At 63.2% G+C, this 25,372-nt stretch carries 24 protein-coding genes, 2 tRNA genes and 1 pseudogene; 15 read left to right on the top strand and 12 right to left on the bottom strand.

Annotated features, from left to right (window positions below):
• Positions 1 to 290: 290 nt before the first annotated feature.
• Genes ACSVIK_RS22155 through ACSVIK_RS22165 form a run of 3 tightly spaced genes read right to left on the bottom strand, consistent with a single transcriptional unit; the run spans position 291 to position 2,592 of the window.
• Complete coding sequence (locus ACSVIK_RS22155) at positions 291 to 845, bottom strand: peptidylprolyl isomerase (RefSeq protein WP_442446321.1); 555 nt, start codon at positions 843 to 845, stop codon at positions 291 to 293.
• A gap of 5 nt (positions 846 to 850) precedes the next feature.
• Positions 851 to 1,657, bottom strand: coding sequence for an alpha/beta fold hydrolase (locus tag ACSVIK_RS22160; RefSeq protein ID WP_442446322.1), 807 nt, complete (start codon positions 1,655 to 1,657; stop codon positions 851 to 853).
• An 8-nt stretch (positions 1,658 to 1,665) separates the two neighbouring features.
• Positions 1,666 to 2,592: a LysR family transcriptional regulator gene (locus ACSVIK_RS22165; protein WP_442446323.1), complete on the bottom strand. Its 927-nt coding sequence runs from the start codon at positions 2,590 to 2,592 to the stop codon at positions 1,666 to 1,668.
• A gap of 209 nt (positions 2,593 to 2,801) precedes the next feature.
• On the opposite strand from ACSVIK_RS22165, the gene ACSVIK_RS22170 reads away from it, so the two are divergent.
• From ACSVIK_RS22170 to rarD, 4 genes are all read left to right on the top strand, one after another.
• The gene (locus tag ACSVIK_RS22170) at positions 2,802 to 3,119 is read left to right on the top strand and encodes a 3-phosphoglycerate kinase (RefSeq protein WP_277372550.1); all 318 of its coding nucleotides are present in this window, start codon (positions 2,802 to 2,804) and stop codon (positions 3,117 to 3,119) included.
• Between the two features lie 135 nt (positions 3,120 to 3,254).
• Positions 3,255 to 3,854 carry an FMN-dependent NADH-azoreductase gene (locus ACSVIK_RS22175; RefSeq protein ID WP_442446324.1) on the top strand — a complete coding sequence of 200 codons (600 nt, stop codon included), beginning with the start codon at positions 3,255 to 3,257 and terminating at the stop codon, positions 3,852 to 3,854.
• Positions 3,855 to 4,125: 271 nt separating this feature from the next.
• Entirely contained in the window at positions 4,126 to 4,998 is an 873-nt protein-coding gene (locus ACSVIK_RS22180) for a carboxylate/amino acid/amine transporter (protein WP_442446325.1), read from the top strand.
• The gene (gene rarD / locus ACSVIK_RS22185; protein WP_442446326.1) at positions 4,998 to 5,888 is read left to right on the top strand and encodes an EamA family transporter RarD; all 891 of its coding nucleotides are present in this window, start codon (positions 4,998 to 5,000) and stop codon (positions 5,886 to 5,888) included. Before ACSVIK_RS22180 ends, rarD begins: the two co-directional genes overlap by 1 nt.
• Here rarD and ACSVIK_RS22190 read toward each other — a convergent pair whose 3' ends face one another.
• Both ACSVIK_RS22190 and ACSVIK_RS22195 read right to left on the bottom strand, forming a co-directional pair.
• Positions 5,889 to 6,467, bottom strand: a complete 579-nt coding sequence (locus ACSVIK_RS22190; RefSeq protein ID WP_442446327.1) for a dihydrofolate reductase family protein — start codon at positions 6,465 to 6,467, stop codon at positions 5,889 to 5,891. It lies immediately after the preceding gene.
• Positions 6,468 to 6,560: 93 nt separating this feature from the next.
• Positions 6,561 to 6,971 carry an anti-virulence regulator CigR family protein gene (locus ACSVIK_RS22195; protein ID WP_442446328.1) on the bottom strand — a complete coding sequence of 137 codons (411 nt, stop codon included), beginning with the start codon at positions 6,969 to 6,971 and terminating at the stop codon, positions 6,561 to 6,563.
• Positions 6,972 to 7,146: 175 nt separating this feature from the next.
• On the opposite strand from ACSVIK_RS22195, the gene ACSVIK_RS22200 reads away from it, so the two are divergent.
• On the top strand, positions 7,147 to 8,472 hold the full coding sequence (locus tag ACSVIK_RS22200; protein WP_442446329.1) for a DEAD/DEAH box helicase: 1,326 nt from the start codon (positions 7,147 to 7,149) through the stop codon (positions 8,470 to 8,472).
• A 163-nt stretch (positions 8,473 to 8,635) separates the two neighbouring features.
• Here ACSVIK_RS22200 and ACSVIK_RS22205 read toward each other — a convergent pair whose 3' ends face one another.
• Positions 8,636 to 10,471, bottom strand: coding sequence for an ABC transporter ATP-binding protein (locus tag ACSVIK_RS22205; RefSeq protein ID WP_442446330.1), 1,836 nt, complete (start codon positions 10,469 to 10,471; stop codon positions 8,636 to 8,638).
• Positions 10,472 to 10,507: 36 nt separating this feature from the next.
• Positions 10,508 to 11,572, bottom strand: a complete 1,065-nt coding sequence (locus ACSVIK_RS22210) for a metal-dependent hydrolase (RefSeq protein WP_442446331.1) — start codon at positions 11,570 to 11,572, stop codon at positions 10,508 to 10,510.
• A 114-nt stretch (positions 11,573 to 11,686) separates the two neighbouring features.
• Here ACSVIK_RS22210 and arfB point away from each other — a divergent pair, with 114 nt between their 5' ends.
• Positions 11,687 to 12,100 (top strand): alternative ribosome rescue aminoacyl-tRNA hydrolase ArfB, encoded by a 414-nt coding sequence (arfB, locus tag ACSVIK_RS22215; RefSeq protein ID WP_442446332.1) that lies wholly within the window; start codon positions 11,687 to 11,689, stop codon positions 12,098 to 12,100.
• A gap of 1,061 nt (positions 12,101 to 13,161) precedes the next feature.
• On the opposite strand, the gene ACSVIK_RS22220 is transcribed toward arfB, so the two are convergent.
• The 3 genes and pseudogenes from ACSVIK_RS22220 to rdgC form a co-directional block, all read right to left on the bottom strand.
• Positions 13,162 to 14,217: a methyl-accepting chemotaxis protein gene (locus tag ACSVIK_RS22220; protein WP_442446359.1), complete on the bottom strand. Its 1,056-nt coding sequence runs from the start codon at positions 14,215 to 14,217 to the stop codon at positions 13,162 to 13,164.
• Positions 14,218 to 14,283: 66 nt separating this feature from the next.
• A pseudogene (locus ACSVIK_RS22225) lies at positions 14,284 to 14,796 on the bottom strand (MCP four helix bundle domain-containing protein); the annotation flags it as partial.
• A 244-nt stretch (positions 14,797 to 15,040) separates the two neighbouring features.
• Positions 15,041 to 15,961: a recombination-associated protein RdgC gene (gene rdgC / locus ACSVIK_RS22230; protein ID WP_442446333.1), complete on the bottom strand. Its 921-nt coding sequence runs from the start codon at positions 15,959 to 15,961 to the stop codon at positions 15,041 to 15,043.
• Positions 15,962 to 16,216: 255 nt separating this feature from the next.
• Here rdgC and ACSVIK_RS22235 point away from each other — a divergent pair.
• The 7 genes from ACSVIK_RS22235 (at position 16,217) to ACSVIK_RS22265 (ending at position 19,350) form a co-directional block, all read left to right on the top strand.
• Positions 16,217 to 16,292, top strand: a tRNA-Val gene (locus ACSVIK_RS22235).
• 15 nt (positions 16,293 to 16,307) lie between these two features.
• Positions 16,308 to 16,384, top strand: a tRNA-Asp gene (locus ACSVIK_RS22240).
• A 235-nt stretch (positions 16,385 to 16,619) separates the two neighbouring features.
• Positions 16,620 to 17,342 carry an FKBP-type peptidyl-prolyl cis-trans isomerase gene (locus ACSVIK_RS22245; protein WP_442446334.1) on the top strand — a complete coding sequence of 241 codons (723 nt, stop codon included), beginning with the start codon at positions 16,620 to 16,622 and terminating at the stop codon, positions 17,340 to 17,342.
• Positions 17,343 to 17,682: 340 nt separating this feature from the next.
• Entirely contained in the window at positions 17,683 to 18,138 is a 456-nt protein-coding gene (locus tag ACSVIK_RS22250) for a YkvA family protein (RefSeq protein ID WP_442446335.1), read from the top strand.
• A gap of 57 nt (positions 18,139 to 18,195) precedes the next feature.
• Positions 18,196 to 18,522, top strand: a complete 327-nt coding sequence (locus ACSVIK_RS22255) for a helix-turn-helix domain-containing protein (protein WP_442446336.1) — start codon at positions 18,196 to 18,198, stop codon at positions 18,520 to 18,522.
• Positions 18,519 to 18,884 (top strand): hypothetical protein, encoded by a 366-nt coding sequence (locus ACSVIK_RS22260; RefSeq protein WP_442446337.1) that lies wholly within the window; start codon positions 18,519 to 18,521, stop codon positions 18,882 to 18,884. Before ACSVIK_RS22255 ends, ACSVIK_RS22260 begins: the two co-directional genes overlap by 4 nt.
• A complete protein-coding gene (locus tag ACSVIK_RS22265; protein WP_442446338.1) occupies positions 18,877 to 19,350 on the top strand; it encodes a sel1 repeat family protein in 474 nt (157 codons plus the stop codon). The genes ACSVIK_RS22260 and ACSVIK_RS22265 overlap by 8 nt, the downstream gene beginning before the upstream one ends.
• On the opposite strand, the gene ACSVIK_RS22270 is transcribed toward ACSVIK_RS22265, so the two are convergent.
• Together ACSVIK_RS22270 and ACSVIK_RS22275 are read right to left on the bottom strand one after the other, a co-directional pair.
• The gene (locus ACSVIK_RS22270; protein ID WP_442446339.1) at positions 19,338 to 21,095 is read right to left on the bottom strand and encodes a bifunctional diguanylate cyclase/phosphodiesterase; all 1,758 of its coding nucleotides are present in this window, start codon (positions 21,093 to 21,095) and stop codon (positions 19,338 to 19,340) included. The two genes, ACSVIK_RS22265 and ACSVIK_RS22270, sit on opposite strands and share 13 nt — an antisense overlap.
• A gap of 104 nt (positions 21,096 to 21,199) precedes the next feature.
• Positions 21,200 to 23,278, bottom strand: coding sequence for a carboxy terminal-processing peptidase (locus tag ACSVIK_RS22275; protein ID WP_442446340.1), 2,079 nt, complete (start codon positions 23,276 to 23,278; stop codon positions 21,200 to 21,202).
• Positions 23,279 to 23,382: 104 nt separating this feature from the next.
• Here ACSVIK_RS22275 and ACSVIK_RS22280 point away from each other — a divergent pair, with 104 nt between their 5' ends.
• Together ACSVIK_RS22280 and ahpC are read left to right on the top strand one after the other, a co-directional pair.
• Positions 23,383 to 24,348 carry an NAD(P)H-quinone oxidoreductase gene (locus ACSVIK_RS22280; RefSeq protein WP_442446341.1) on the top strand — a complete coding sequence of 322 codons (966 nt, stop codon included), beginning with the start codon at positions 23,383 to 23,385 and terminating at the stop codon, positions 24,346 to 24,348.
• Between the two features lie 292 nt (positions 24,349 to 24,640).
• A complete protein-coding gene (gene ahpC / locus ACSVIK_RS22285) occupies positions 24,641 to 25,204 on the top strand; it encodes an alkyl hydroperoxide reductase subunit C (RefSeq protein ID WP_442446342.1) in 564 nt (187 codons plus the stop codon).
• Positions 25,205 to 25,372 lie beyond the last annotated feature (168 nt).

Below are 25,372 nucleotides of genomic sequence, written 5' to 3' on the forward strand. Positions count from 1 at the left end.
AAGGTTTTGGTTACTTTGCCCGCAAAGTGACTCGCCCGGGAGGGCGAAACCAAAAACATCAGCAAAAACGCGGCAATCTGGAACAGACACAAGAACAACCAGCAAGCCAACACACAAACTTGCCAGTCCGGTGTCAATCAGATATTCCCCCTGAAAATGCGATGAACCAAAAATAAGCGTTTCCGCTCAACGACAAAGCCGCCAATCGGCGGCTTTGTCGTTTCAGTTGTAGGGTGCACGCAGCGGGGATTGCTCGTTGGGGGGCGGTGCGCACGGCGCACCCTACGGTTTTACAGACGCTTGGCGTCGAGGATCAGCACCGGCTCGCGCGGTACGTTCTGGTGCATGCCACGGTTGCCGGTGGGCACCTGGGCGATCTTGTCCACCACGTCCATGCCATGGATCACCTTGCCGAACACGGCATAACCGAAGTCGCGTGAGCCGTGGTCGAGGAAGGCGTTGTCCTTCTGGTTGATGAAGAACTGGCTGGTGGCCGAGTCGCGCACCTGGGTGCGGGCCATGGCCAGGGTGCCACGGACGTTGTGCAGGCCGTTGTCGGCCTCGTTCCTGATCGGGGCGTCGGTGTCCTTCTGGCGCATGTCGGCATCGAAGCCGCCGCCCTGGATCATGAAACCGGGCATCACGCGATGGAACTGGGTGCCGTTGTAGAAGCCGCTGTCGACGTACTTGAGAAAGTTCTGCGTGCTGATCGGCGCCTTGTCGGCGTCCAGCTCCACTTCGATTTGCCCCAGGCTGGTGGTCAGCAGCACCTTGGGGTTTTCTGCCGCCAGCAGGCTGGAGGACAGCAGCAGGGTACAGGCAGCGAGCGCGAGTTGCTTGAGCATGATGGTCAGTTTTCCTTGTTGGCAGAGCCGTCGACTTCGGCGAGGAAGTCGAGCAGGACGGTGTTGAAGCGTTGCGGTTGATCCAGCGGTGTGGCGTGGCGTGAATTCTCGATGGCCTGCAGGCGCGCGTCGGGGAGCTCCTTCACATAGGCCTGCTTGAGTTCGATCGGGGTGTAGTCGCGATCGGCGCTGATCACCAGAGTAGGACAGGTGATGCGTTGCAGCCGTTCCCGCACGCCCCAGCCGATGATGGCGTCGAGGCTGGCGAGATAGGCACGTTTGTCGTTCTGCGGCCAACGCTGCTCCACCTTGCGCCGTAGTTCGGTTTGTTCCGGCAGCGGGAACAGCAGTTTGCCCAGGCCTTTGGCGATGGTGTCCAGTGGCAGCAAACGAGCCAGCAGCCAGCGTTTGGCGATTTCCAGGCGCTCGCGCAGGTTGTGCGGCTTCACTTCCGGAGCGCTGTTGACGATGGTCAGGCTGCGCAGCAGATGCGGCTGATCGACACCGAGCTGAAAGCCGATCATGCCACCCATGGAAATGCCCACCAGGTGCACCGGCGGCAGTTGCAGATGTTCGATCAGTGCCGCGACATCGTCGGCGAAGTCGAGCATGCGATAGCGCTCGTGCGGTTTGTCGGAGCGGCCATGGCCGCGCACGTCCAGGGCCAGTACGCGGTAATGAGCACTCAGCACGGGAATCTGCGCTTCCCAGTCCAGGGTGCTGGAGCCCAGGCCGTGCACCAGCAGCACGGGTGTGCCGTGGCCACGATCCTCGTAGTGGAGCTGGCAGCCATCATTGTCGAAGTAGGGCATGGGGCGCCTCAGGTGCTCGACTGCGGTGCGGCGAAGGGGGCATCGAGTGGCGCGCAGTCGAAGTTCTTGATCAGCTCGATGAGGATCTGCGTGGCCGGGCCGAGCGCACGATCCTTGTTGTTATAGAGGAAAAAGCGTGGCTTGCGCACGCCGCCCTGGCTCAGGGGCAGGGGCTTGAGCAAGCCTTCCTGCAATTCACGGGTGATCAGATGGCGCGGCAGCCAGGCAAAGCCCAGGCCGCTGCTGACGAAGGTGCGCGCGGTCGGCAGGCTGCCTACCGTCCAGCGCTGTTCCGCGCCTAGCCAGCCGGCATCACGCGGTTGCAGGCGGCCACTGTCACGGGTGACGACCTGCATCTGGCCTTCCAGATCCTGGAAGCTCAGTTCGCGTTGCAGGCGATGCAGCGGGTGCTCCGGGTGGGCCACGGCGACGAATTCCACCTCGCTCAGCTCGATGCCCAGGTGGCCGGTGATGTTCAAAGCGCTGATGGCCAGGTCGGCGGTGCCTTCGAGCAGCACCTCCTCGACCCCCGAAAGCACCTCCTCGCGCAGGCGCACGCGGCAGCCGCGGCTTTGCGGCATGAAGGCCGACAGGGCGCGCACCAGATTGGCCGTGGGGTAGGCGGCATCCACCACCAGGCGCACTTCGGCTTCCCAGCCCTGCTCCATGTGGTGGGCCAGTTCCTCGAGCTGGCTGGCCTGCTTGACCAGATGCCGCGAGCGGCGCAACAGCACGTCACCGGCCTCGGTGAGCACCGCCTTGCGCCCGTCGATGCGCAGCAGCGGCACGCCAAGCTGCTCCTGCATGCGCGCCACGGTGTAGCTGACCGAGGACTGAGAACGGTGCAGCACTTCGGCGGCCTGGGCGAAGCCGCCCTGATCCACCACGGCCTGCAGGGTTCGCCATTGATCCAGGGTTACTCGGGGTACCTTCATCACCTCATCCTGCTGTTGGGGCACCTCTAAAAGCTACCTGCGTTGTCATCGCTGCGTTAAAAACAGGCTCAAAATGCTCATTTACAGCTCGTAAACTCCGCTTTTTCGCCCGTTTTCGCCTTGCGCTGACTGCCTCGCTTACGTTTTTAGAGGCGCCCATTGGCGGTCATTGCCAGTTAAACTGGCACTCTTCTGTCGGAGAACAGCGCATGAAAAAACTAGGTTGTCTGCTGTTGCTCATGGGCTTGCCACTGGGTGCCCATGCTTATCCCATCGAACTGGAGAAGCAGCTCAATGGCGCCGAGGTATCGGCCACCACCCAGGACATCGACCACAACATCGCGGGGTTGATGCTCTACAACTACGGCCAGCGCGACGCCGAGTGCAAGGCCGTGTTCCGCAACGGCCCGGAGGCGCCGCGTATCCGTCAGGCCAGTCTGGCACCCGGAGCCAACAACAACCTGGTGGTCAGATTCAGCCGTAGCGTCATCCGTCTGCGGGTGGATCTGACCTGCAAGCCCAAGTAAGTCGAGGCTAGCGCTGCTTGTTGATCAAATCAACTTTATCGATATATGTAAGCGGATATTTGCTCTTTTTCATCGATAGGTCTGGGCGTAACCTGCGCTCCATCGACACCCACCCACTTCGATGGAGTCCTTATCATGTCCCGCGTTCTGGTTATCGAAAGCAGTGCCCGTCAACAAGGCTCGGTGTCCCGCGAGCTGACCCAACAGTTCATCGCCCAGTGGCAGGCCGCCAACCCGGCCGACCAGGTTCAGGTACGTGACGTGGCGGCCAAGCCGCTGCCGCACCTGGATCTGACCCTGCTGGGTGGCTGGATGACCCCGGCCGAGCAGCAGAGCGAGGCAGAGAAGGCCGCGCTGGCACGCTCCAACGAGCTGACCGAGGAACTGCTGGCCGCTGACGTGCTGGTGCTGGCTGCACCTATGTACAACTTCGCCATTCCCAGCACCCTCAAGACCTGGCTCGATCACGTGCTGCGCGCCGGGGTGACCTTCAAGTACACCGAAACCGGCCCGCAAGGCCTGCTGACCGGCAAGCGCGCCATCGTGCTCACCGCCCGTGGCGGCATCTATGCCGGCAGCGCCCTGGATCACCAGGAACCCTACCTGCGTCAGGTACTGGCTTTCATCGGCATCCACGACGTGCAGTTCATCCATGCCGAAGGCATGAACATGGGCGGCGAGTTCGTGGAGAAGGGCCTGGCCCAGGCCAAGGCCAAGCTGGCCGAAGTGGCCTGATTCCGTTCGACTCTCCTGAGTGCCCGCTTGCGGGTATTGCTGCCGGTCATTTCCCTGAGATGGCCGGCTTTTTGTTGTTGCTTCGCACAGGTGCGGTGGCAGCCCTGTAGGGTGCGCTGTGCGCACCAGGGCGCAAGACTGCGCCTGGCCGTCCCGGATTGCATCCGGGCTACACGGTTGGCGAGTCTATCGCCTGCATAAGCTGCGCAACTGTGGATTGTCCGCCTTTGCCGAACGCGCTATGTTCGCCGCCTTCTTCTGGAGGTGGCCCGTGCGATACCTGTCGATTGTGACCCTGCTGTGGGCCTTTTCCTTCAGCCTGATCGGTGAATATCTGGCCGGCCGGGTCGACAGCTATTTCGCCGTGCTCACCCGCATTGTTATCGCTGGCCTGCTGTTCGTGCCGCTGACGCGCTGGCGCGGCCAGGTACCGGCCTTCGTGCGCGGCATGCTGCTGATCGGGGCCCTGCAGTTCGGCATCACCTACGTCTGCCTGTACCTGAGCTTCGCCGTGCTCAGCGTGCCGGAGGTGTTGCTGTTCACCATCCTCACCCCTCTGCACGTGACCCTGATCGAAGATGCCCTGAACCGGCGCTTCAACCCCTGGGCCCTGGTCGCAGCGCTGGTGGCGGTGCTCGGCGCAGGCATCATCCGTTACGACGGCATCAGTCCGGGTTTCCTGTTCGGCTTCCTGCTGCTGCAACTGGCCAACTTCACCTTCGCCGCCGGCCAGGTGCTGTACAAGCATCTGCTGCTGCGCCATCCCAGTGACGAGCCGCAGTACCGTCGCTTTGGCTTCTTCTATCTGGGCGCATTGCTGGTGGCCTTGCCGGCCTTCCTGCTGCTGGGCAATGCTGAGCGCCTACCGACGACGGCACTGCAGTGGAGCGTGCTCGGCTGGCTCGGCGTGATGGCGTCCGGGCTGGGGCTGTACTGGTGGAACAAGGGCGCCAGCCTGGTCGATGCCGGTACCCTGGCGGTGATGAACAATGCCCTGGTGCCGGCCGGGCTGCTGGTCAACCTGCTGATCTGGAACCATGACGCCGACCTGCTGCGCCTGGCCCTGGGCGGGCTGGTGATCGCCGCCTCGCTGCCGCTGGCCCGGCTTGGACGAGCTGCCAGCGAGCGTGGGAGTGTCGCCTGATGCAATTATCCGGGCGCGGTGTGGCGCTGTCGGTAGGCGCCTCGGTGCTGTTTGCCATGCTGCCGGGCTATGTGCCCTGGCTGGCGCCGCTCGATGGTATCCAGATCTTCGCCCAGCGCGTGCTCTGGTCGATTCCCCTGGTGCTGTTGCTGGTGGTGTTGACGCGGCAGGGCGCACTGCTGCGCGAAACCTTCGGCCGTTTGCGCCGCGAGCCGCTGCTGCTGGCGGCCTGCCCATTGGCCGCCGCGTTGATCGGCGTGCAGTGGGGGCTGTTTCTCTGGGCGCCGCTGGCGGGGAAGATGCTGGACGTGTCCATGGGCTACTTCCTGTTGCCGTTGGCACTGGTGCTCACTGGCCGGTTGTTCTACGGCGAGCGCTTGCGCCCCTTGCAGCGCCTGGCCGTGCTCTGCGCCGTGCTCGGCGTGCTGCACGAACTGTGGCGTACTCAGGCGTTTTCCTGGCTGACGCTGATCACCGCGCTGGGTTACCCGCCCTACATGATGCTGCGCCGCTGGATGCGCCTGGATGCGCTGTCCGGCTTCGTGCTGGAGATGCTCATACTGGCGCCGCTGGCCATCTGGCTGATCGTCGCCCATGGCCCGGCCAATGCCTTCGCCAACAAGCCTGAACTCTGGTGGCTGGTGCCGGGCATGGCGTTGATCGGCACCCTGGCCTTCGCTTCGATGATGGCCTCTAGCCGACTGTTGCCCATGGGGCTGTTCGGCATTCTCAGCTACGTCGAGCCGGTGCTGCTGTTCGCCGTGGCGCTGCTGGTACTGGGAGAGCGCTTCGATGCCGCGCAGTGGCTGACCTACCTGCCGATCTGGCTGGCGGTCTTGCTGGTGGGCTGGGACAGTGCGCGCTTGCTGCGCAAGCAGGGTGCGGGCTGATCAGGCGGCACTGTGGCTGGCTTCGGCCAGCGGCATGAGTTGGCTGTAGGGGTTGTTCACCCGGTAGTGCAACTGGATGACGCCGCTGTTGAAACGGCGCTGTTCGCACAGTTCCAGGTTGCGTTCCAGGCCGGTGGCGAACAGGCGTATGCCGGCACCGAGCAGGCAGGGCCTGAGATTGAGCAGTACCTCGTCGATCAGCCCGGCAGCGTGACAGTTGCCCGCCAGGGTGCTGCCGCCCAGCAGCCAGGTGCGCTGCAGGCCTGCCTCGCGCAATACCGCCATGGCCTGGCTCGGGGTGCAGTGGGTCAGTTGCACCTCTGCGCAGGGCCGCGGCAGGGCCGAGCGGGTCAGCACCACGCAGGGCTTGCCAGGGTAGGGCCAGGGGCCGCCCTTGGCCAGCAGCGCCTCATAGGCCATGCGCCCCATCAGCAGCGAGTCGATCCCGGCGTAGAAGTGCTGGAAGCAGTTTTCCTCGTCCGCCTGGCGTTCGCTCTCCAGCCAGTCGAGGCTGCCGTCCGGGCGCGCGATGTAGCCGTCCAGGCTGGAGGTGACGTGGTAGATCAGTGAGGGCTGCATCCTGCCTCCGCAATGGGCGGGTATTGGCGTTGGAGCTGCGCGCCGAAGACAAGTTCGACGCGCTGCCTACCACTGGTCGGCAGGAGCAGCCTTTCAGTTCAGCACGTTGCGCAGAATCTCGTAGACGATGCCCGTGGCCACCGCCACCAGCACCACGTCGCTGCCTACCTGCTTCCACTCGTAACCCTCGTAGTGGGGCAAGCGTGCCGACAGGCGGCTGTCGAAGTTCTTGGCAATACCGGGTGGCAGAGGCTTGCCGCGGGCCAGGTTCTTGGCGATGCCGGGCGGCAGGGATGGGCTCGGACCGATCAGTTGGCGATTTTTGCCCAGCACGATACGCACCTGGCCGATGTCCACGCTGGGGCCGCGCATGTCGAACTGCACGTCGTCGTGACCGCCCTTGTGCGGATTGCCCTTGCCTGGCGGTGGAGCCGCGAGCAGTGGGGAGGCCGCCAGCAAGGTGCACAGGCCAAGGCATAGAGCCGCGTGAGATTTATTAGACATGAGGGACGCTCCCTTGGGGTGATGTCAATTCGACGCTCGGTATGCGGTTTCGGTTCCTGTGAAGGTTAGCCTTGATCGCGCTGCTGATCGGGGGCGAGTGCAAAGAAACTCGGCCCGGACGCCGGAAACCGTTAGGCTATGCACCGTTTTGTCGATCCTTCGAGGTAGTGTTGCCGTGTTTGCCCAATTCGCCCTGCATGAACGTCTGCTCAAAGCCGTGTCCGAGCTCAATTTCGTCGAGCCGACGCCAGTGCAGGCGGCTGCCATTCCACCGGCACTGGAGGGCAAGGATCTACGTGTGATTGCCCAGACCGGCAGCGGCAAGACCGCTGCCTTCGTCCTGCCGTTGCTCAATCGTCTGCTTGGTGATGGCAATTCCCGCCAGCGCCTGAGCATTCGTGCGCTGATCCTGCTGCCGACCCGTGAGCTGGCGCAGCAGACCCTCAAGGAAGTCGAGCGTTTCGCCCAGTACACCTTCCTCAAGGCCGGCCTGGTCACCGGCGGCGAGGACTTCAAGGTGCAGGCGGCGATGATGCGCAAGATCGACATCCTGATCGGCACACCGGGCCGTCTGGTCGAGCATGCCAACGCTGGCAACCTGCCGCTCGGTGAGGTCGAAGTGCTGGTGTTCGACGAAGCCGACCGCATGCTCGACATGGGCTTCGCCGAGGACGCCCAGCGCCTGGCCGAGGCCTGCGGGCCGCACCAGACGTTGCTGTTCTCCGCCACCACCGGCGGCAATGGCCTGCGCGAGATGGTCGCCAAGGTGCTCAAGGAGCCGCAGCACCTGATGCTCAACAGCGTCAGCCAGCTCAACGAGGGCACTCGCCAGCAGATCATCACGGCCGATCACAACTACCACAAGGAACAGCTGGTCGACTGGCTGCTGGCCAACGAGACCTATGACAAGGCCATCGTCTTCACCAATACCCGGGTGCAGGCCGACCGCCTCTACGGCAAGCTGGTGGCAGCCGGGGTCAAGGCCTTCGTCCTGCATGGCGAGAAGGATCAGAAGGATCGCAAGCTGGCCATCGAGCGCCTGCGCCAGGGCGCGGTCAAGGTGCTGGTGGCCACCGACGTGGCGGCGCGCGGGCTGGATGTCGATGGCCTGGATCTGGTGATCAATTTCGACATGCCGCGCTCCGGCGACGAGTACGTGCACCGCATCGGCCGTACCGGCCGCGCCGGTGGTGAAGGCCTGGCGGTGTCGCTGATCTGCCACACCGACTGGAACCTGATGTCGAGCATCGAGCGCTACCTCAAGCAGCGTTTCGAGCGCCGCACCATCAAGGAACTGAAAGGCGCCTACCAGGGGCCGAAGAACCTCAAGGCCTCGGGCAAGGCCGCCGGCAGCAAGAAGAAAAAGGCCGACAAGAAAGACCCGAAGAAAGCCGCCGCACCCAAGCGCAAGAGCGGCCCACGCCCGGCCGGCAAGCCCTCCACGCTGGTCAGCGCCGACGGCAGCGCACCGCTCAAGCGCAAGAAGCCGGCGGCGGAGTAACGGCGTAGGGTGGACGACGCTTCATCCGTCCACCGCTCCGCTCTGGTAATGCAGGCTCTGCCCCCTCTCCCATTTATGGGAGAGGGTGGCTCAGGCCATTCGGATCTGTCAGATAGACCCTCTGCCCCGGCCCCTCTCCCGCAAGCGGGAGAGGGGAGCTGTCTCAATCCACCCCGACGAACCCACCGGTCTGGTGCTGCCACAGGCGTGCATACAGACCGCCACGGGCGATCAGCTCGGCGTGACTGCCGGTTTCGATCACCTGGCCCTGGTCGATCACCACCAGGCGATCCATGCGTGCGATGGTGGACAGGCGGTGGGCAATGGCGATCACCGTCTTGCCTTGCATCAGGCTGTCCAGGCTTTCCTGAATGGCCGCCTCCACTTCCGAATCCAGCGCCGAGGTGGCCTCGTCCAGCACCAGAATCGGCGCATCCTTGAGCAGCACGCGGGCGATGGCGATGCGTTGGCGCTGGCCACCGGAGAGCTTGACCCCGCGTTCGCCCACCTGCGCGTCCATGCCGCGCCCGCCCTGGTTGTCGTCGAGGTTGGGGATGAAGGTATCGGCACGTGCTTTGCGCACGGCTTCCCAGAGCTCCTCGTCGCTGGCGCCAGGCTTGCCGTAGAGCAGGTTGTCGCGGATCGAGCGGTGCAGCAGGGCGGTGTCCTGGGTGACCACGCCGATATGCGCGCGCAGGCTTTCCTGGGTGACCGTGGCGATGTCCTGGCCATCGATCAGAATGCGCCCGCTCTCCAGGTCGTAGAGACGCAGCAGCAGGTTGACCAGGGTCGACTTGCCGGCACCGGACGGGCCGACCAGGCCGATCTTCTCGCCAGGGCGGATGGCGATGTCGAGGCCGGCGATCACCCCGCCTTGCTTGCCATAGTGGAAGTGGATGGCCTCGAAGCGCACCTCACCCCGGTTTACCTGCAGTGGCTTGGCGTCGTCGCGGTCGAGCACCTGGCGCGGCTGGACGATGGTCTGCATGCCGTCCTGCACGGTGCCGACGTTCTCGAAGATGCCGTTGACCACCCACATGATCCATTCCGACATGTTGTTGATGCGGATCACCAGGCCCAGCGCCAGGGCGATGGCGCCGGTGCTGATCAGCGCCTGGCTCCACAACCACAGGGCCAGGGCGCCGGTGCCGACGATCAGCACGCCGTTCATGCAGGTGATGAGAAAGTCCAGCGCGGTGATGGTGCGCGACTGCAGGCGGAACTTGTCGAGCAGTTCCTGCATGGCTTCGCGGGCGTAGCTTTCCTCCTCCTGCGAGTGGGCGAACAGCTTGAGCGTGGCAATGTTGCTGTAACCGTCCACCACCCGCCCCATGACCTTCGAGCGTGCGGCCGAAGCGGCCGCCGAGCGTGCCTTGATGCGCGGCACGAAGTACCACAGCGCGCTGCTGTAACCAATGATCCACAGCGCCAGCGGCAGTACCAGACGCAGGTCGGCGGCGGCGAACAGATACAGCGCGCTGCCGGCGTAGACCACCACGTGCCACAGCGCGTCGATCACCTGCATGGCCGATTCGCGCAGCGATGGGCCGGTCTGCATCACCCGTTGGGCGACACGGCCGGCGAAGTCGTTCTGGAAGAAGTTCAGGCTCTGCTTGAGCACGTAGCGATGGTTCTGCCAGCGGATCAGGTTGCTCAGCCCCGGGTTGATGGCCTGATGCGCCAGGAGGTTGTGCAGGCCGAACACCACCGGGCGGATGATCAGCGCCACCAGCAGCATCCACAGCAGGTCGCCCCGATGTTCGGCGAAGAAGCTGCTGGCATCGGTGCTGGCCTGGGCCATGTCGATCAACTGGCCGAGGAAGGCAAACAGCGCCACCTCGATCAAGGCGGCGAAGAAACCGACGATCAGTATGCTCAGCATCAGTGGCCACACCTGTTTCAGGTAGTGGCCGTAGAAAGGCAGCAGCCCCGCCGGCGGGGCGACATCGGGGCTGGGTTTGAAGACGTCGATCAGCGACTCGAAGCGGCGAAACAACATGGAGGCGGCATCCTGCCCGGAAAGCGAACGCCGATCCTAACGCGAACCCGTCTCAGGTGGCAGCGTTCTCTTCAGCTCGCTGGCCCAGGCCAGTAGTGGCACTTCGGTTTGCGGTTGCCAGATGCGCCGCAGCAACAGCAGCAGTTGCTCGGGCTCGCCGCGGGCGAAGGGCAGGCGCTCGATAGGCTCGTTGAGCTGCCAGCGGCCTTCTTGCCAACGGGCGAAATCGAAGCGGAAGGGGTGGTAGCCGGTCATGCCCAGGCGCAGATCGGTGACGATCAGATGCCCGTCCACCTGGTCATAGCGCAGCACGCCGTTGGTGAACCAGCGCAGGCGCTGGTGCATCGGCGAGTCGGCCAGCGTTGCCTGCAGGTGGGTACCACGGGGCAGGCGTTGCAGTTGCGGTGGCGCAGTATCGAACCAGCCGGTCAGCGCCTCGTGATAGTTCTCTCCGTCGAGCACGATGACGCGCCAGAGCAGGGTATTGAACGGCGTCGGGGTGACGAACAACTGCTCGGCCTGGATGCCCTGGCGGGCCAGTTCACGCTCCACCCGTTGTTCGGCCATGAACTTGCCGGCCAGGCTGAAGCCGATGTACAGGGTCGAGATGGCCAGGGCCACGGCCGGTACGCGCCAGCTCTGCTCGCGCAGCCCGGTGAACAGGCTGACGATCACCGCCACCAGCAAGGGGAGGCTGTATAACGGGTCGATGATGAACAGGCTCGACCAGGCCGTGGGTGTCGGCATCAAGGGCCAGAACAACTGAGTGCCGTAGCTGGTGAAGGCGTCCAGCAGCGGGTGAGTGATCAATACCAGCCAGAGGGTGAGCAGCAGGCGCCTGCTCGTATAACCGGGATGAGGACGAAAGCGCCGGATCAGCCAGGTGAGCAACAGGGCCAGGCCGCTGAGCACGAACAGCGAGTGGCTGAAACCGCGGTGATAGGTCATCTCGGCCACCGCATCGCCGTAGTCGATGACCACGTCGAGGTCGGGCAGGGTGGCCAGCGCGGCGCCATAGAGTAGGGCCTTGCGCCCTTGCCAGCGACCGAGCAACGCGCCCTGTATGCTGGCACCGAGAACGGCCTGGGTAATCGAATCCATTGCGTCGATCCATGAATGACGAGGTGGCTACGTTAGCGGAGCGGCAGCGCCGCTGCCGTAGCGAAATTTCAAGCAAAGGTTACAGTAGGCAGGGTTTGAGCCGGGTTTATCGTCATGTTGATCCTTTCCAACAGTGTTCATCTGCCCCTGGGCGAGATCGAACTGACCGCCATTCGCGCCCAGGGGGCGGGTGGGCAGAACGTCAACAAGGTGTCCAGCGCCGTACATCTGCGCTTCGACAGCCAGGCTTCGTCGTTGCCACCGTTCTACAAGGAGCGCCTGCTGGCTGCGCGCGACTCGCGCATTACCGAGGGTGGCGTGGTGATTATCAAGGCGCAGCAGTACCGCACTCAGGAGCAGAACCGTGCCGATGCGCTGGAGCGTCTGGCCGAGCTGATCCGCAACGTGGCCAAAACCGAGAAGAAACGCCGCCCGACCAAACCGACCCGCGGCTCACAGACACGCCGCCTGGACGGCAAGAGCAAGCGTGGGGCGATCAAGGCTGGGCGGGGGCGGGTCGATTACTAGGGGTCTATGCCGGTCGGCGTTTCGGCGCGGCCGTGCGCGTAACAGCGACAGCCTCGGATGGTTGGTTTTTCGCATGTTAGGGGGCGGGTTTGGTTGATACTGGGCTGGCAGGTTTGTGTGTTGTTTGGTGTTCTGGGCGCCGCTTCGGTGTATTCAGATATCCCGGCGTTCGCCCCCTCGGGCGACTCACTTTTCTTTGAAATCGGATTGCCGCCCAGTGCAAAGAAAAGTAAGCAAAAGAAACGCACTCCCACCATCCGGAACTAGGCGTCCCCGTCATGCTGCGCTCGACTCCCCTCACTCCGGCATCGCTCCGGGGTCGGCGTACATGGGCCATCCATGGCCCATTACGCGGGGCCGCCATCGGTATCTCGTGGCATCCATGCCACTCGCCCCCTGCGCAATGCCTGCGTTCGGCCTCCTGAAGGGGGAGTTAGCGCGCCTGAACGTACATCAGTTCCGGTCATGCCCGGCATGCTCTGGTAGCTGTGGAACCATGACGTGGCTGTCGAATTAAACCAATAGTTTCATTCGCGCAGTTTGCGTGTGGCTGCCTCCGCGTAGGGCGTACTCGCGAAGCAGTACGCCGTTGGTAGGAGTATTGAACGTGAGCCGTGGTGCCGAGCTCGGCAGGGCCCGGCGGACTATTCGTTGGCGCTCCTGAGTCCGCCCTACGGCTGCCCCCATTAAGCCCGTGAGAGTCCCATGGAGTAACCACAGGTTCAGGCGCGTGCAGAGCCCGCCCAGGAGGGCGAACGGAGTCGTCGTGGAAGAGGTTGAGCGGCATGGATGCCGCGAAAGCCACGATGGGCCAGGGATGGCCCACCGTGGCGGTCCTCTGGAGCGGCGATGGAGTGAGCGAACCCTGGCGCAGCCAGGGCCGGATGATCGGGCGGAGGGGTTTGGTTACTTTGCCCGCAAAGTGACTCGCCCGGGAGGGCGAAACCAAAAACATCAGCAAAAACGCGGCAATTCGGAACAGACACCAGAATAACCAACACCTTATTGCCAGCTCGGTATCAAAACCGACTTTCCCAAGACCCCACGAAGAACCTAGCGTTTCACAGCCTAAAGAAGCTCACCTTCTCCTGCATGCGCGTGGCCAGGTTGGCCAGTTCGCGGCTTGCCACGGCTACCTGCTCGGAGCCGGCCGAGGTTTCCTGAGTGGCCTGGTGAATCCGCCCGATATTGGCGCTGACATCCGCAGCAACGTTGCTCTGCTGCAGCGATGCGCTGGCGATCTGCGCGTTCATGCTGTTGATGGCTGTGACCTCCTGATGGATCTTGCCCAGCGAGCTTTCGGCGATGCGGGTCTGCTCCACCGTCTGCTGCGCCAGCTCGCGGCTGTCCTGCATCACTTCGGCCGCCTTGTTGGTGCCTGCCTGCAAGGTGGCGATCATGCCGCGAATCTCGCGGGTCGACTCCTGGGTACGGTTGGCCAGGGAGCGCACCTCGTCGGCCACCACGGCGAAACCACGGCCATGCTCGCCGGCGCGGGCGGCCTCGATGGCGGCATTGAGCGCCAGCAGGTTGGTCTGCTCGGCGATGGCGGTGATCACATCGGTGATCTTCTCGATGTTCTCGCTGTCCTGTGCCACCTGCAGCACGCTCTGCGCGGCACTTTCCAGGGTATTGGCCAGGTTCTGGATGGCACCTGCAGTGCTGCTCACCACCTCATTGCCCTTGCTCACCTCGACATCGGCGCTCTGCGTGGCGTCTGCCGCCTGGGTGGCATAGCCGGCCACTTCATTGACCGTCGCCGCCATCTGTTGGATGGCGCTGGCGACCTGCGCCGCTTCGCTGGCCTGCAGATGGATCTGCTGGTTGTTGTTGCTCGAGGTGTGCAGCAACTGCTCGGAGGCCTGCAGCAACTCGGCCGCCGCGCTGCGCACTTGGGTGATGGTATCGGCCAGGCGGCGGGTGGTGTTGCCCAGGGCAGCCATCACACTCTGCGGGTAGCGGGTGTCGATGCGCTGGTCGAGCTGGCCTTCGGCCAGGCGCCCGATGGCCTCGGCAACTTCGTGCGGCTCGGCGCCGAGTGTGGACTTCAGCCGCTGAATGATGACAAGGGAAATGCCGATGCCGAGCAGGATGGCCACGGCGGTGGCCAGCAGCATCAGCCACTGGAAGCTGCCGGCGGTGGCACGCACGGCATCGATGTGCTGGGCAATCTGCCGCTCCTGGAAGTCGATGTAGGCATTGATGTCCTTCAACCATTGGCTGTAGGCCGGCGATACCTCCTTGAGCAGCAAGGCCTGCGCTGCGGCGCGATCATCCTGGCGGCGCAGATTCAGCAACTGCTCGGTCAGTTGCAGGGTGCGCTTTTCGATGGCCTGGATGGCGTCGAGCAGCCGTTGTTCCTCGGCCGTGGCCGGTTGGCTGGCGAGCAGTTGCTGCATCAGCGTGGCCGATTTCTGATAGTCGCCGCGCAGGCGCTCGATGGTCTGCAGGTAGGCATTCAGGGCATTGTCGTCCACCAGTACGGCGTCGCGAATGGCGATGGCACGGTCATGCACGCTGCCACGAAAGTTGATCGCGTAACGCTGCTTGAGGGCAGCGCCTTCGTTGACCTCGGTGAGAGTGGAGTCGATGAAACCAACCCGCTGCACACCGATCAGGCTGATCAGCAGCATCAGGGACAGGATCAGGCCGAAGCCCAGGCCCAGGCGTTGGGCAATGCTGAGTGGGGCGTGCATGGACGATGCTCCTATGAGCGCACAGACGAAGAGATGAGGGGGATTCTAGGGACCGCCACGGCGGCACTACAGTGAATAATGGCTACATGGCCAATAGCCATTATGCATCTGTCGAACGGCGGGAGTGAGTGGTCGGTGATGCTGCTGGCAGCCTTGCGCTGGCCAGTTTTCTGCGTCTGCGGCAGGACGCTCGTGCAGTGTGTGGCGGGGCGCGCCTGGCGCCCCGCCGCACAGCGGTCAGGGCTCAGATGCCCTGCGGAATCTCTTCGCCGCCGAGGGCGCTGAACAGCTCGGGCAGGAACTCCACCAGGGTCATCATCATCAGGGTGAAGCTGGCATCCTGCTGGGCCAGGGCGTCGTCGCCGCCGTCCTGCTCGGCCTGCTCCTGGAGGATGTCCTCGAAGCGCAGGCGCTTGATGGTCAGCTTGTCGTCCAGCACGAAGGACAGCTTGTCCTGCCAGGCCAGCGACAGTTGTGTGACCTGCTTGCCGGTGGACAGGTGCAGCTGGATTTCCTCGCTGGTCAGATCCTGGCGCTTGCAGCGCACCACGCCGCCGTCCTCATGGGTGTCGCGCAGCTCGCATTCGTCGAGGACGAAAAAGCCTTCGGCCGCGCTCTGATTCTTCAGCCAGTCGGTGAGGGTGGCAGTCGGGGCGATCTTTACCGACAGCGGGCGCACCGGCAGCGAACCGATGGCCTCGCGCAGGGTGGAGAGCAGGTCTTCGGCCTTCTTGGCGCTGGCGCTGTCCACCAGGATCAGGCCCTGTTTCGGCGCGATGGCGGCGAAGGTGCCGGACTTGCGAATGAAGGCGCGTGGCAGGAAGGCCTGGACGATCTCGTCCTTGAGCTGGTCGCGCTCCTTCTTGTAGACCTTGCGCATCTGGGTGTTCTCGATTTCGTCGACCTTCTCCTTCAGCGCATCACGCACCACCGAGCCAGGCAGGATGCGCTCTTCCTTGCGTGCGCCGATCAGCAGGAAGTCGCCGCTGACATGCACCAGCGGGGCATCGGCACCCTTGCCGAAGGGGGCGGTGAAACCATAGGTGGTCAGCTCCTGGCTGGCGCAGGGACGTGCCGGCTTGCTGGCCAGAGCGGTTTCCAGTGCGTCGGCGTCGAAAGGGATGTCCTGGGTAAGGCGATAGACCAGCAGGTTACGGAACCACATGTGCGGATGACTCTCCATTGGCGTAAGGGGTGTGGACCGGCAAAGCGGTGCGACAGCGAACGCGGCAGCCAGGCTGCCGATGCGAAGCGCGCATTATTGTCGGCCTCGGCGTTCAGGCCAACCATTGGCAAGCAGCCGCCTGGAAAATTCCCCGGGCGACGCTAAGTTCTTGCTACTTCGATAAATTTTTTTCACATCGGGGCTTGCCAAGGTCATGAACGCTCTCTAGAATGCGCCCCACTTCGAGAGTGAATGGGGTGGTTAGCTCAGCCGGGAGAGCATCTGCCTTACAAGCAGAGGGTCGGCGGTTCGATCCCGTCACCACCCACCAATCTCGCAGTTACGCGCAGCGGTAGTTCAGTCGGTTAGAATACCGGCCTGTCACGCCGGGGGTCGCGGGTTCGAGTCCCGTCCGCTGCGCCATTCTTCTCCTCGCTTCATCCCCTCCTGTGACACTTCTTCGGCATTCGTCGAAACAGCCAATAAATCCTTTGCAGTCCTGAACTTGTGCGCTTTGCCGGGCTCCTAATGCCGTAGCCAGCAGCGTGCTGCTTCGCAGGCCTCGATCCTGTGATGTCTGCTTGCGTCGAGGCGCTAACAGACCCTAAGCTCGCGCTTTCACACGACGGCCTTCGGGCGTATCAACAAAGGAACAAGCATGAAACAGCATCGTTTGGCGGCGGCGGTTGCCCTGGTGGGTCTGGTACTCACCGGTTGTGATTCGCAGACCAGCGAAGTCGAACTCAAGAGCCCGGCGCAGAAAGCCTCCTACGGCATCGGCCTGAACATGGGTCGCAGCCTCTCCGAGGAAGGCATGGACGATCTGGACTCCAAGGCCGTCGCCCAGGGCATCGAAGATGCGATCGCGAAGAAGGAGCCACGCATCAAGGATGAGGAGATGGTCGAGGCCTTCACCTTCCTGCAGAACCGTGCCCAGGAGCGCATGGTCAAGCTGAGCAAGGAAACCGCTGAGGCCGGCAAGAAGTTCCTCGAAGAGAATGGCAAGCGTGAAGGCGTGGTGACCACCGCCTCGGGCCTGCAGTACGAAGTGATCAAGAAGACCGATGGCGCTCAGCCCAAGCCTGACGACGTAGTCACCGTTCACTACGAAGGCAAGTTGACCGATGGCAGCGTCTTCGATAGCTCGGTCGCCCGTGGCACCCCCATCGATCTGCCGGTCAGCGGTGTGATCCCGGGTTGGGTCGAAGGTCTGCAACTGATGCACGTGGGCGAGAAGTACAAGCTGTACATCCCCAGCGAGCTGGCTTATGGCGAGCAGAGCCCGTCGCCGGCCATTCCGGCCAACTCGGTGCTGGTGTTCGATCTGGAGCTGATCGGCATCAAGGACAAGAACGCCAAGGATCAGGACGCAGCCCAGTAACAACCTGCTGCATCTGAAAAAAACGCCCCGTCTCTTGATGGGGCGTTTGCGTTTTAGCGCTTGACCTGACCGGCGCGAGTTGATCCTGATGTTACGCTTATGCACATTGTGCGAATTGCTCCCAAGTGACCTTCGTTACACTTGAATGACGTTTTCGTCAACTCACAACTTATTGATTTCATTGGGTTTTGTAGGCTGGGCAAAAAATGCCCGATCTGACTGAAGGCCGCATAGCACGGGGCTTTGGTAAGCTTGTCGAAAGTCTTTGCACAGGTTTATCCACAGCTTCGGTGGATAAACCGGCAACCCCAGGCAGTCACTGGGCTGCCAAGGAGCGATGATGAAAACTCCCTGGAAACTGGCGCGTTACCTTCCGCTTGCGGCGCGCTTCGTGCGTGACGGCAAGCTGCCCGAACTGTTGCGCCAGCTTGCCGACAAGAAGAGCCCGGCTGGTGCTCGCTTCGCCGCGCTCAGAGAGGACGTGCAACTGTTGCGTTCGCTGTGCCTGGCCTGGTTCAAGGGCGAATATCGGCAGGTCAGCAAGCAGGCCTTGCTGATGGCCGTGGCGGCGCTGCTCTACTTCGTCACACCGCTCGATGCCATACCCGATTGGTTGGTGGGCTTGGGTTTCGTCGATGACCTGGCCGTACTGGCCTGGGTACTCAATACCTGGAGGGACGAGCTGCAGGCGTTTCGCCTCTGGCGCGAGCAGCAGTCGCCAGAGCGGCTTGCCGTCATCGAAGCGCTGCCTGCACCGAGCGATGCCAAGGACGTTTCGCCTCAGGCGAACATCTGAGTCGGCCGCCTGTTAAGATGCCCCGAGCCTTCGGTTGCGCATTTTTCTGGAGAGACGATGACAGTGCAAATCATTGCCCGCGACGGCGAGCCGGAATACGCCGTGCTGCCCTGGGCCGATTACCAGGCCTTGCTGCAGGCCGCCGGGCAGAGCGCGCAGACCCCTGCGATGCAGGATACGCGGGCGCAGGGCAACGCCACGCGCCCGCCCTTGAGCCAGTTGCAGCGACTGCGTGAGGCCAAGGGCCTGGCCGCCGAGGAGCTGGCGCGTAGCGTCGGTATCAGCCCGCACTACCTGGCGATGATCGAACGTGGCGAGCGTCAACCCGATGCCGCCATCCTCCGCTCACTGGCCTGGCAGCTCGGTCTGGAGGGCTGGTCTTGAGTGTGCGTATCAGCCGTCAACACTGGCAGGCGTTGCTCGCCGAACTGGATGATGCCCGCCGTCAACGCCACCTGCTTACCTACCGTGCCCTGATCGAGCGTCTGGAGCTGCCCAGCCCGGCCATGCAGACGCTCACGGCGGCGCTGGAACATCTCGCGGCGCTGGATGCGCGTGCCGATCGCCCATTGCGCAGCGCGCTGGTGATCAGCCAGGGTGCCAGCCGACTGCCCAGAACCGGTTTCTTCGACTGCGTGGCCCGCCTGGCACGCTTCAGCGGCGCGCCCGATGGCGTCGCGGCGGCGTCCTGGCACGCTGCCGAAGTGACCCGTGTCTTCGAGTTCGAGTACCCCGAGGATGTCTAGGTGGCTCTGGCAGTTACGCGCGCGTCTGGGCTATTGGCTGGCGCGGCGCCTGTTCCATTGGCCCTGGGTAATGCGTCAACCGCGTGCCTGGCAATGGATGCAGGGGCAGTACGGGCGCATGGCCAATCTGGGTGATCGCGCTGCGCAGAGCTTCTATGGCCATATCCTGTTGTTTCGTGGTCAGGGTCTTGGCGCGCGGGAGGAGGGCATGCGCCTGCTGCGCCTGGCGGCGCAGGCCGGTGATGGCAAGGCGGCCTATCAGCTCGGGCAACTGGCGCTCAAGGGCGACACCCGGCAACCGCCCGACGGCCAGGAGGCCGCGCGCTGGTGGGGCATGGCGCTGGCAGCGGGGCATCCGTTGGCGGCAGGGCGCCTGGCCCTGCTGTATCGCGAGGGCGCGCCAGGGCTGGCGGTCGACCCCGCGCAGGCCGAGCACTACGCTCGTCTCGATGCTCAGGAGCGCTGAGCCGCCTCGATGATATGCACGCTGTAACCCGGCATGGCCTTGGCGCCGCGCTTGGCATCGGAGGCCATCTCGGCGAGCAGGGCGGCGTCCAGGTGCGTGCAGTCCTGCCCCTGCAACTGCACCACGCCCACCGAGAGTGACAGCAGCGGGTATTCCTGGCGCTGGCCCTGGCGGTTGTGGGCGACGAAGCAGCCCGCCTGCAGATGCTCCTCACGGTAGAAGCGTCGGCACTGGTTCTGGAAGTCGTCCAGCAGGCGGCTGAGCTTCTGTCGCCAGTCCTCGCTGCCCAGCACCAGCATGAAGTCGTCGCCGCCGATATGGCCGACGAAGTCCCGTGCCGGGTCGACACGCTCGTTCAGGCACTGGGCCAGGCACAGCAGCACTTCGTCGCCCTTGGCATAGCCATAGAGGTCATTGAAGGGTTTGAAGCTGTCGATGTCGACGTAGCACACCGCTGCCGCACGTTGCTGTTGCAGCAGGCGGGTCAGGCATTGCTGGATCGGCACGTTGCCGGGCAGCAGGGTCAGCGGGTTGGCATGGCGGGCCTGCTGCAGCTTCTGCTCGGTGATCAGCTTGAGCACGTCGATGACGCGGCCCAGGCCGCGATAGCTACCCTGCAGGGTGATGATGAAGTCTTCTTCGATACGCTGGCGGGCGCGGCTGGTGAGCAGGCGGCTGACCTTCTGCAGCGACTGGTACAGCTCCACGGCGAGAAAGTCCTGACTCATCAGGCGGCTGATCGGCTTGCGCGCGAACAGGTCGGTGGCGAAGGGCTTGAGCAGGGCCTCCGACAGCGAATGGCGGTGGACGATGCCGATGGGCTGCTGGGCTTCGTCGAGCACGGCCAGGGAGTTCAGGTTCGGCTGCGCGCGGAACATTTCCAGCACTTCGGCGGTGGCTGTGTGCTGGTTTACCGCAGGCAGCTCGTTGAGCAGCGGAGTCAGGTCATGGTGGTCGTCATTGAGCACGGCCTGGTTGTCCTGCAGGCTGGTGAGCTGCTGGCGTACCTCGCGCGGCGGGCGCTCCTCTGGGCGACCGAGCAGGTAGCCTTGCATCAGATCCACACCCATTTCGGCCAGCACGGTGAATTCCTCCACGCGCTCGATGCCCTCGGCGATCACCTGGGCGCGCGAGGCCTGGGCCATCTTCAGGATGGAGCCGACGAACTCGCGCTTGACCGCGTCCTGATGGATGCCATCGATGAAGTGACGGTCGATCTTCACGTAGTCCGGGCGCAGCTCCGACCACAGGCGCAGGCTGGAGTAGCCGGCGCCGAGGTCGTCCAGGGCGATGGAGAAGCCCATGGCGCGGTAGTGATGCAGGGCGTTGTCGAGCAGGGCGAAGTCTTCGGTCGGGGATTGCTCAGTAAGTTCAATGACCACCTGGCTCGGTGGAATGCCGAAGGCCTGCAACAGCTTGAGCGTACGGCCTGGCTGATGGCTGGCTTCGAGCAGGGATTCGGGGGAGACGTTGAGGAACAGCTTGCCTTCCAGCCCCAGGTTGCTGAAGCGCTTGCAGGCACTCTTGCGGCAGAGCATTTCCAGGTCGCTGAGGCGACCGGCATGGCGAGCCACGGCGAAGAGGGTCAGCGGCGAGTGCAGTGGGCTGTTGGACGGCCCGCGGGTCAGCGCCTCGTAGCCGAGGATGCGCTGCTCCGAGAGGGATACGATGGGCTGGAACAGGCTGTTGAGGTCGCCGTGAGCGAGGATGTTACCCAGGGCGCTCAACTGCTCGGTGACGGTCATGATGGTCTCGTTATGCCTGGAAACGAAAAAGGCCGATCAATGATCGGCCCCTGTATTTCACGACAGTTTGATGACTATTTGATGACGGGTTGCGACGCCTTTCATCAATGTTGCGCCAATGCCGGATTGAGGTTCAGGTAGTCGATGAGGATGTGCCCGGACTCGGCCAGGTAGGCATCGTCTTCCGGCTTGCTCTTGTCGTCCTCGACGGGCAGGGCGTCTTCGTCTTGCTTGGCCAGTTCCTTCAATGGCTCCTCGCCTTTGGCCACGCGCCGATCGTTCTCCAGCTTGAGCTGTTTGGCCTCGATATCGGCCTGCCTGGCGCGGCGCTTGGCCTCGTTGAGGCTGACGGTGGTTTCGGCCATCAACTGTTTCGACAGGTCGATGCTGGCGCGGGTGAAGAGGAAGTCCGGGTCATGCGCGGTGCGCTGATCGTGCTTGCTCTGCAGTTGCTTGAGGAACGGCTTGATCGGGTCCAGCTCCGGCTTGATCGCCGGGCGGATGCTGTCCCAGGGCATGGCGGCCGGCAGGGCGCTCTCGCCGATGTCCTTGGTGTGCATCACGTCCGGGTAGGCGATGTCCGGAAGCACGCCCTGGTGCTGGGTGCTCTGCCCGGAAACACGATAGAACTTGGCCAGGGTCAGCTTCAGCTCGCCGTGATTGAGTGGCTGGATGGTTTGCACCGTGCCCTTGCCGAAGGTCTGGCCGCCGAGGATCAGGGCGCGATGGTAGTCCTGCATGGCACCGGCGAAGATCTCCGAGGCGGAGGCGGACAGGCGGTTGACCAGCACGGCCATCGGGCCTTTGTAATAGGCGCCCTTGTGCTCATCGGCCAGTACATCGACGCGACCGTCCGAGTTGCGTACCAGTACGGTCGGGCCTTGATCGATGAACAGACTGGTCAGCTCGGTGGCTTCCTGCAGCGAGCCGCCGCCGTTGTTGCGCAGATCGATCACCAGGCCGTCGACTTTCTCCTTCTGCAACTCGTCGATCAGGCGCTTCACGTCGCGCGTGGTGCTCTTGTAGTCCGGATCGCCGGCACGGAAGGCCTTGAAGTCCAGGTAGAAGGCCGGCAGTTCGATCACCCCGAGCTTGTAGTCATGGCCGTCCTGGGTCAGGTGCAGCACCTTCTTCTTCGCGGCCTGTTCTTCCAGCTTGACCGCTTCGCGGGTGATGGTGACCACCTTGCTGGTCTGGTCGCTCGGTGGGTTGCTCGCCGGGATGACTTCCAGGCGCACGGTGGAGCCTTTCGGGCCACGGATCAGCTTGACCACTTCGTCCAGGCGCCAGCCGATCACGTCGACCATCTCGTCATTGCCCTGGGCGACGCCGATGATCTTGTCGGCCGGAGCGATCTGCTTGCTCTTTTCCGCCGGACCGGCCGGCACCAGGCGCACCACCTTGACGTAATCGTTGTCGTTCTGCAGCACCGCACCGATGCCTTCGAGCGACAGGCTCATGTTGATGTCGAAGTTTTCCGCGTTATCCGGCGACAGGTAGGTGGTGTGCGGGTCGTAGGTGGTGGCGAAGGCATTGATGTAGGCCTGGAACACGTCCTCGCTACGGGTTTGCTTGAGGCGCGCCAACTGGTTCTTGTAGCGCTTGGTCAGCAGCTCCTGGATGGCCTTGGTGTCCTTGCCGGCGATCTTCAGGCGCAGCACTTCGTCCTTCACGCGCTTGCGCCAGAGTTCGTCGAGTTCGGCGCTGTTCTTGGCCCAGGGCGCATTCTCGCGATCGACCTGCAGGCTCTCGTCGACGGTGAAGTCGATCTTGTCCACACCTTTGTCGAGCATGGCCAGGGCATAGTCCAGGCGCTCCTGCAGGCGCTGCAGGTGGCGGCGGTAGATGACGAAGCCGGGTTCCAGATCACCGCTTTTCAGCAGGTCGTCGAACTTGGTGCGCCACTTGTCGAATTCGGCGATATCGGCGGCCGTGAAGTAACTGCGCGTGGGATCGAGCAACTTGAGGTAGTTGTCATAGATCTTGATCGAGCGTTCGTCATTGAGCGGCGGCTTGTTGTAGTGATGACGGCGCAGCAGTTCCACCACGTTGAGGCTGGCGACCACCTGATCGCGATCCGGCTGCAGGTATTGCCAGTCGGTGCTGGCAGGCTTGGCCGCCAGCGGCAAGGCGCTGAAGCCGAGGGCGATTGCGAGGGCGGTACTTGCGAGTGAGCGCTTCATGCTGATTCGACGTAGTGGCAGGTGATAACGCATATTAGGCCGTATATGAGGGCGCCAGGTTCCGTTGGCGCTGAGCTAGGTTTCGCTTGCACTATGGAGGCAGCATGAAGGCATTGCAAGGCGTCGAAGGGCGGGCCGAGTGGCTCGAGCAACCCGCACAGGCCTGTGACGTGGGGCAGATTCGGGTGAAAGTGGCGGCAGCCGGGCTCAATCGGGCCGATCTGCTGCAGCGTGCTGGGCTCTATCCGCCGCCGCCCGGAGCCAGCCAGGCATTGGGCCTGGAGTGTGCCGGGGTGGTGGTCGAGGTTGGCCCTGGCAGCGCCTGGGCAGTGGGTGATCGCGTGTGCTGCCTGTTGGCCGGAGGCGGCATGGCCGAGGAGGTGGTGGTCGATGCGCGCCATGCGCTGCCGCTGCCGGAGGGCCTCAGCCTGGCCGAGGCGGCAGCCGTGCCGGAAGTCTACGCCACCGCCTGGCTCAATCTATTCCAGCTCGCAGGCCTCAAACCAGGGGAGAAGGTATTGCTGCACGCTGGTGCCAGTGGTGTCGGCTCGGCGGCCATCCAACTGTGCAAGGCCTTTGGCAACCCCTGCTGGGTCAGCGTCGGCTCGGCCGAGCGGCTGGCCTATTGCGAGGCGCTCGGCGCTCAGGGCGGTGTGCTGCGTGGTGAGGATTTGCAGGCCCTGCGCGATTTCGGCCCGTTCGACGTGATTCTCGACCCGGTGGGCGGCCAGTATGCGGCGCTCAATCTGGAGTTGCTTGCGCAGGATGGCCGCTGGGTCAACATAGGCCTGATGGGTGGGCGCGAGGCCAAGCTGGATCTGGCTCAGGTGCTGGGCAAGCGCATCCAGTTGATCGGTTCGACGCTGCGCAACCGCGACGACCGCTTCAAGGCCGAGCTGTTGCACGATCTGCAGCAGCAGGTATGGCCATTGTTCGGTGAAGGACGCATCAAGCCGCAACTGGAGCGCACTTTTGCACTCAAAGACAGTGAGGCCGCTTTCGAGACGCTGGCCAGCAATCAGGTTAATGGCAAGGTGGTACTGCTGATTGACCCCGAGCTGGCGCAATAGGGCACCTCTAAAAACTACCTGCGTTGCCATCGCGGCGTTAAAACCAGGCTCAAAATGCTCATTTACAGCGCGTAAACTGCGCTTTTTCGCCTGTTTTTGCCTTGCGCTGGCTGCCTCGCCTACGTTTTTAGAGGCGCCCAGTAGAGCCTCCGCTCACCGATTGAATGAATGCTGCGATTGCCACATTCAATCGATACCATGGGTGTAATCAATAAGCTTTTTTTCGGTAGGGGGCTAATATACGCCCCATCGAAGTTATCAACCCTCAGTGAAACTCAACAAGGAGTCAGAGATGTCCCTCATCAACACTCAAGTGCAACCGTTCAAGGTCAACGCCTTCCACAACGGCAAGTTCATCGAAGTGACCGAGGAGAGCCTCAAGGGCAAGTGGTCCGTGCTGATCTTCATGCCGGCTGCCTTCACCTTCAACTGCCCGACCGAGATCGAAGACGCCGCCAACAACTACGCCGAGTTCCAGAAGGCCGGTGCCGAGGTGTACATCGTCACCACCGACACCCACTTCTCGCACAAGGTCTGGCACGAAACCTCGCCGGCCGTTGGCAAGGCTCAGTTCCCGCTGATCGGTGACCCGACTCACCAGCTGACCAACGCTTTCGGCGTGCACATCGCCGAAGAAGGCCTGGCCCTGCGTGGCACCTTCGTGATCAACCCGGAAGGCGTGATCAAGACCGTTGAAATCCACTCCAACGAGATCGCTCGTGATGTCGGCGAGACCCTGCGCAAGCTGAAAGCTGCCCAGTACACCGCCGCTCACCCGGGCGAAGTCTGCCCGGCGAAGTGGAAAGAAGGCGAGAAGACCCTGGCTCCTTCCCTGGATCTGGTCGGCAAGATCTAAAAATGGGCGCAGAGCTGCTGCGCTAGGTATTGCTGCGTTGAAATCAGGCTCGGACTGCTCATTTACAGCTCGTAAACTCCGCGCCCTCGCCTGATTTTCGCCTTGCACTACCGTCGCTCGCGACGCTCTTCATCCCATTTTCGCCTGACAAGGTCTAAAAGGCCTTTA

The organism is Pseudomonas sp. NCHU5216 (assembly GCF_052156495.1).
GTDB lineage: Bacteria > Pseudomonadota > Gammaproteobacteria > Pseudomonadales > Pseudomonadaceae > Aquipseudomonas.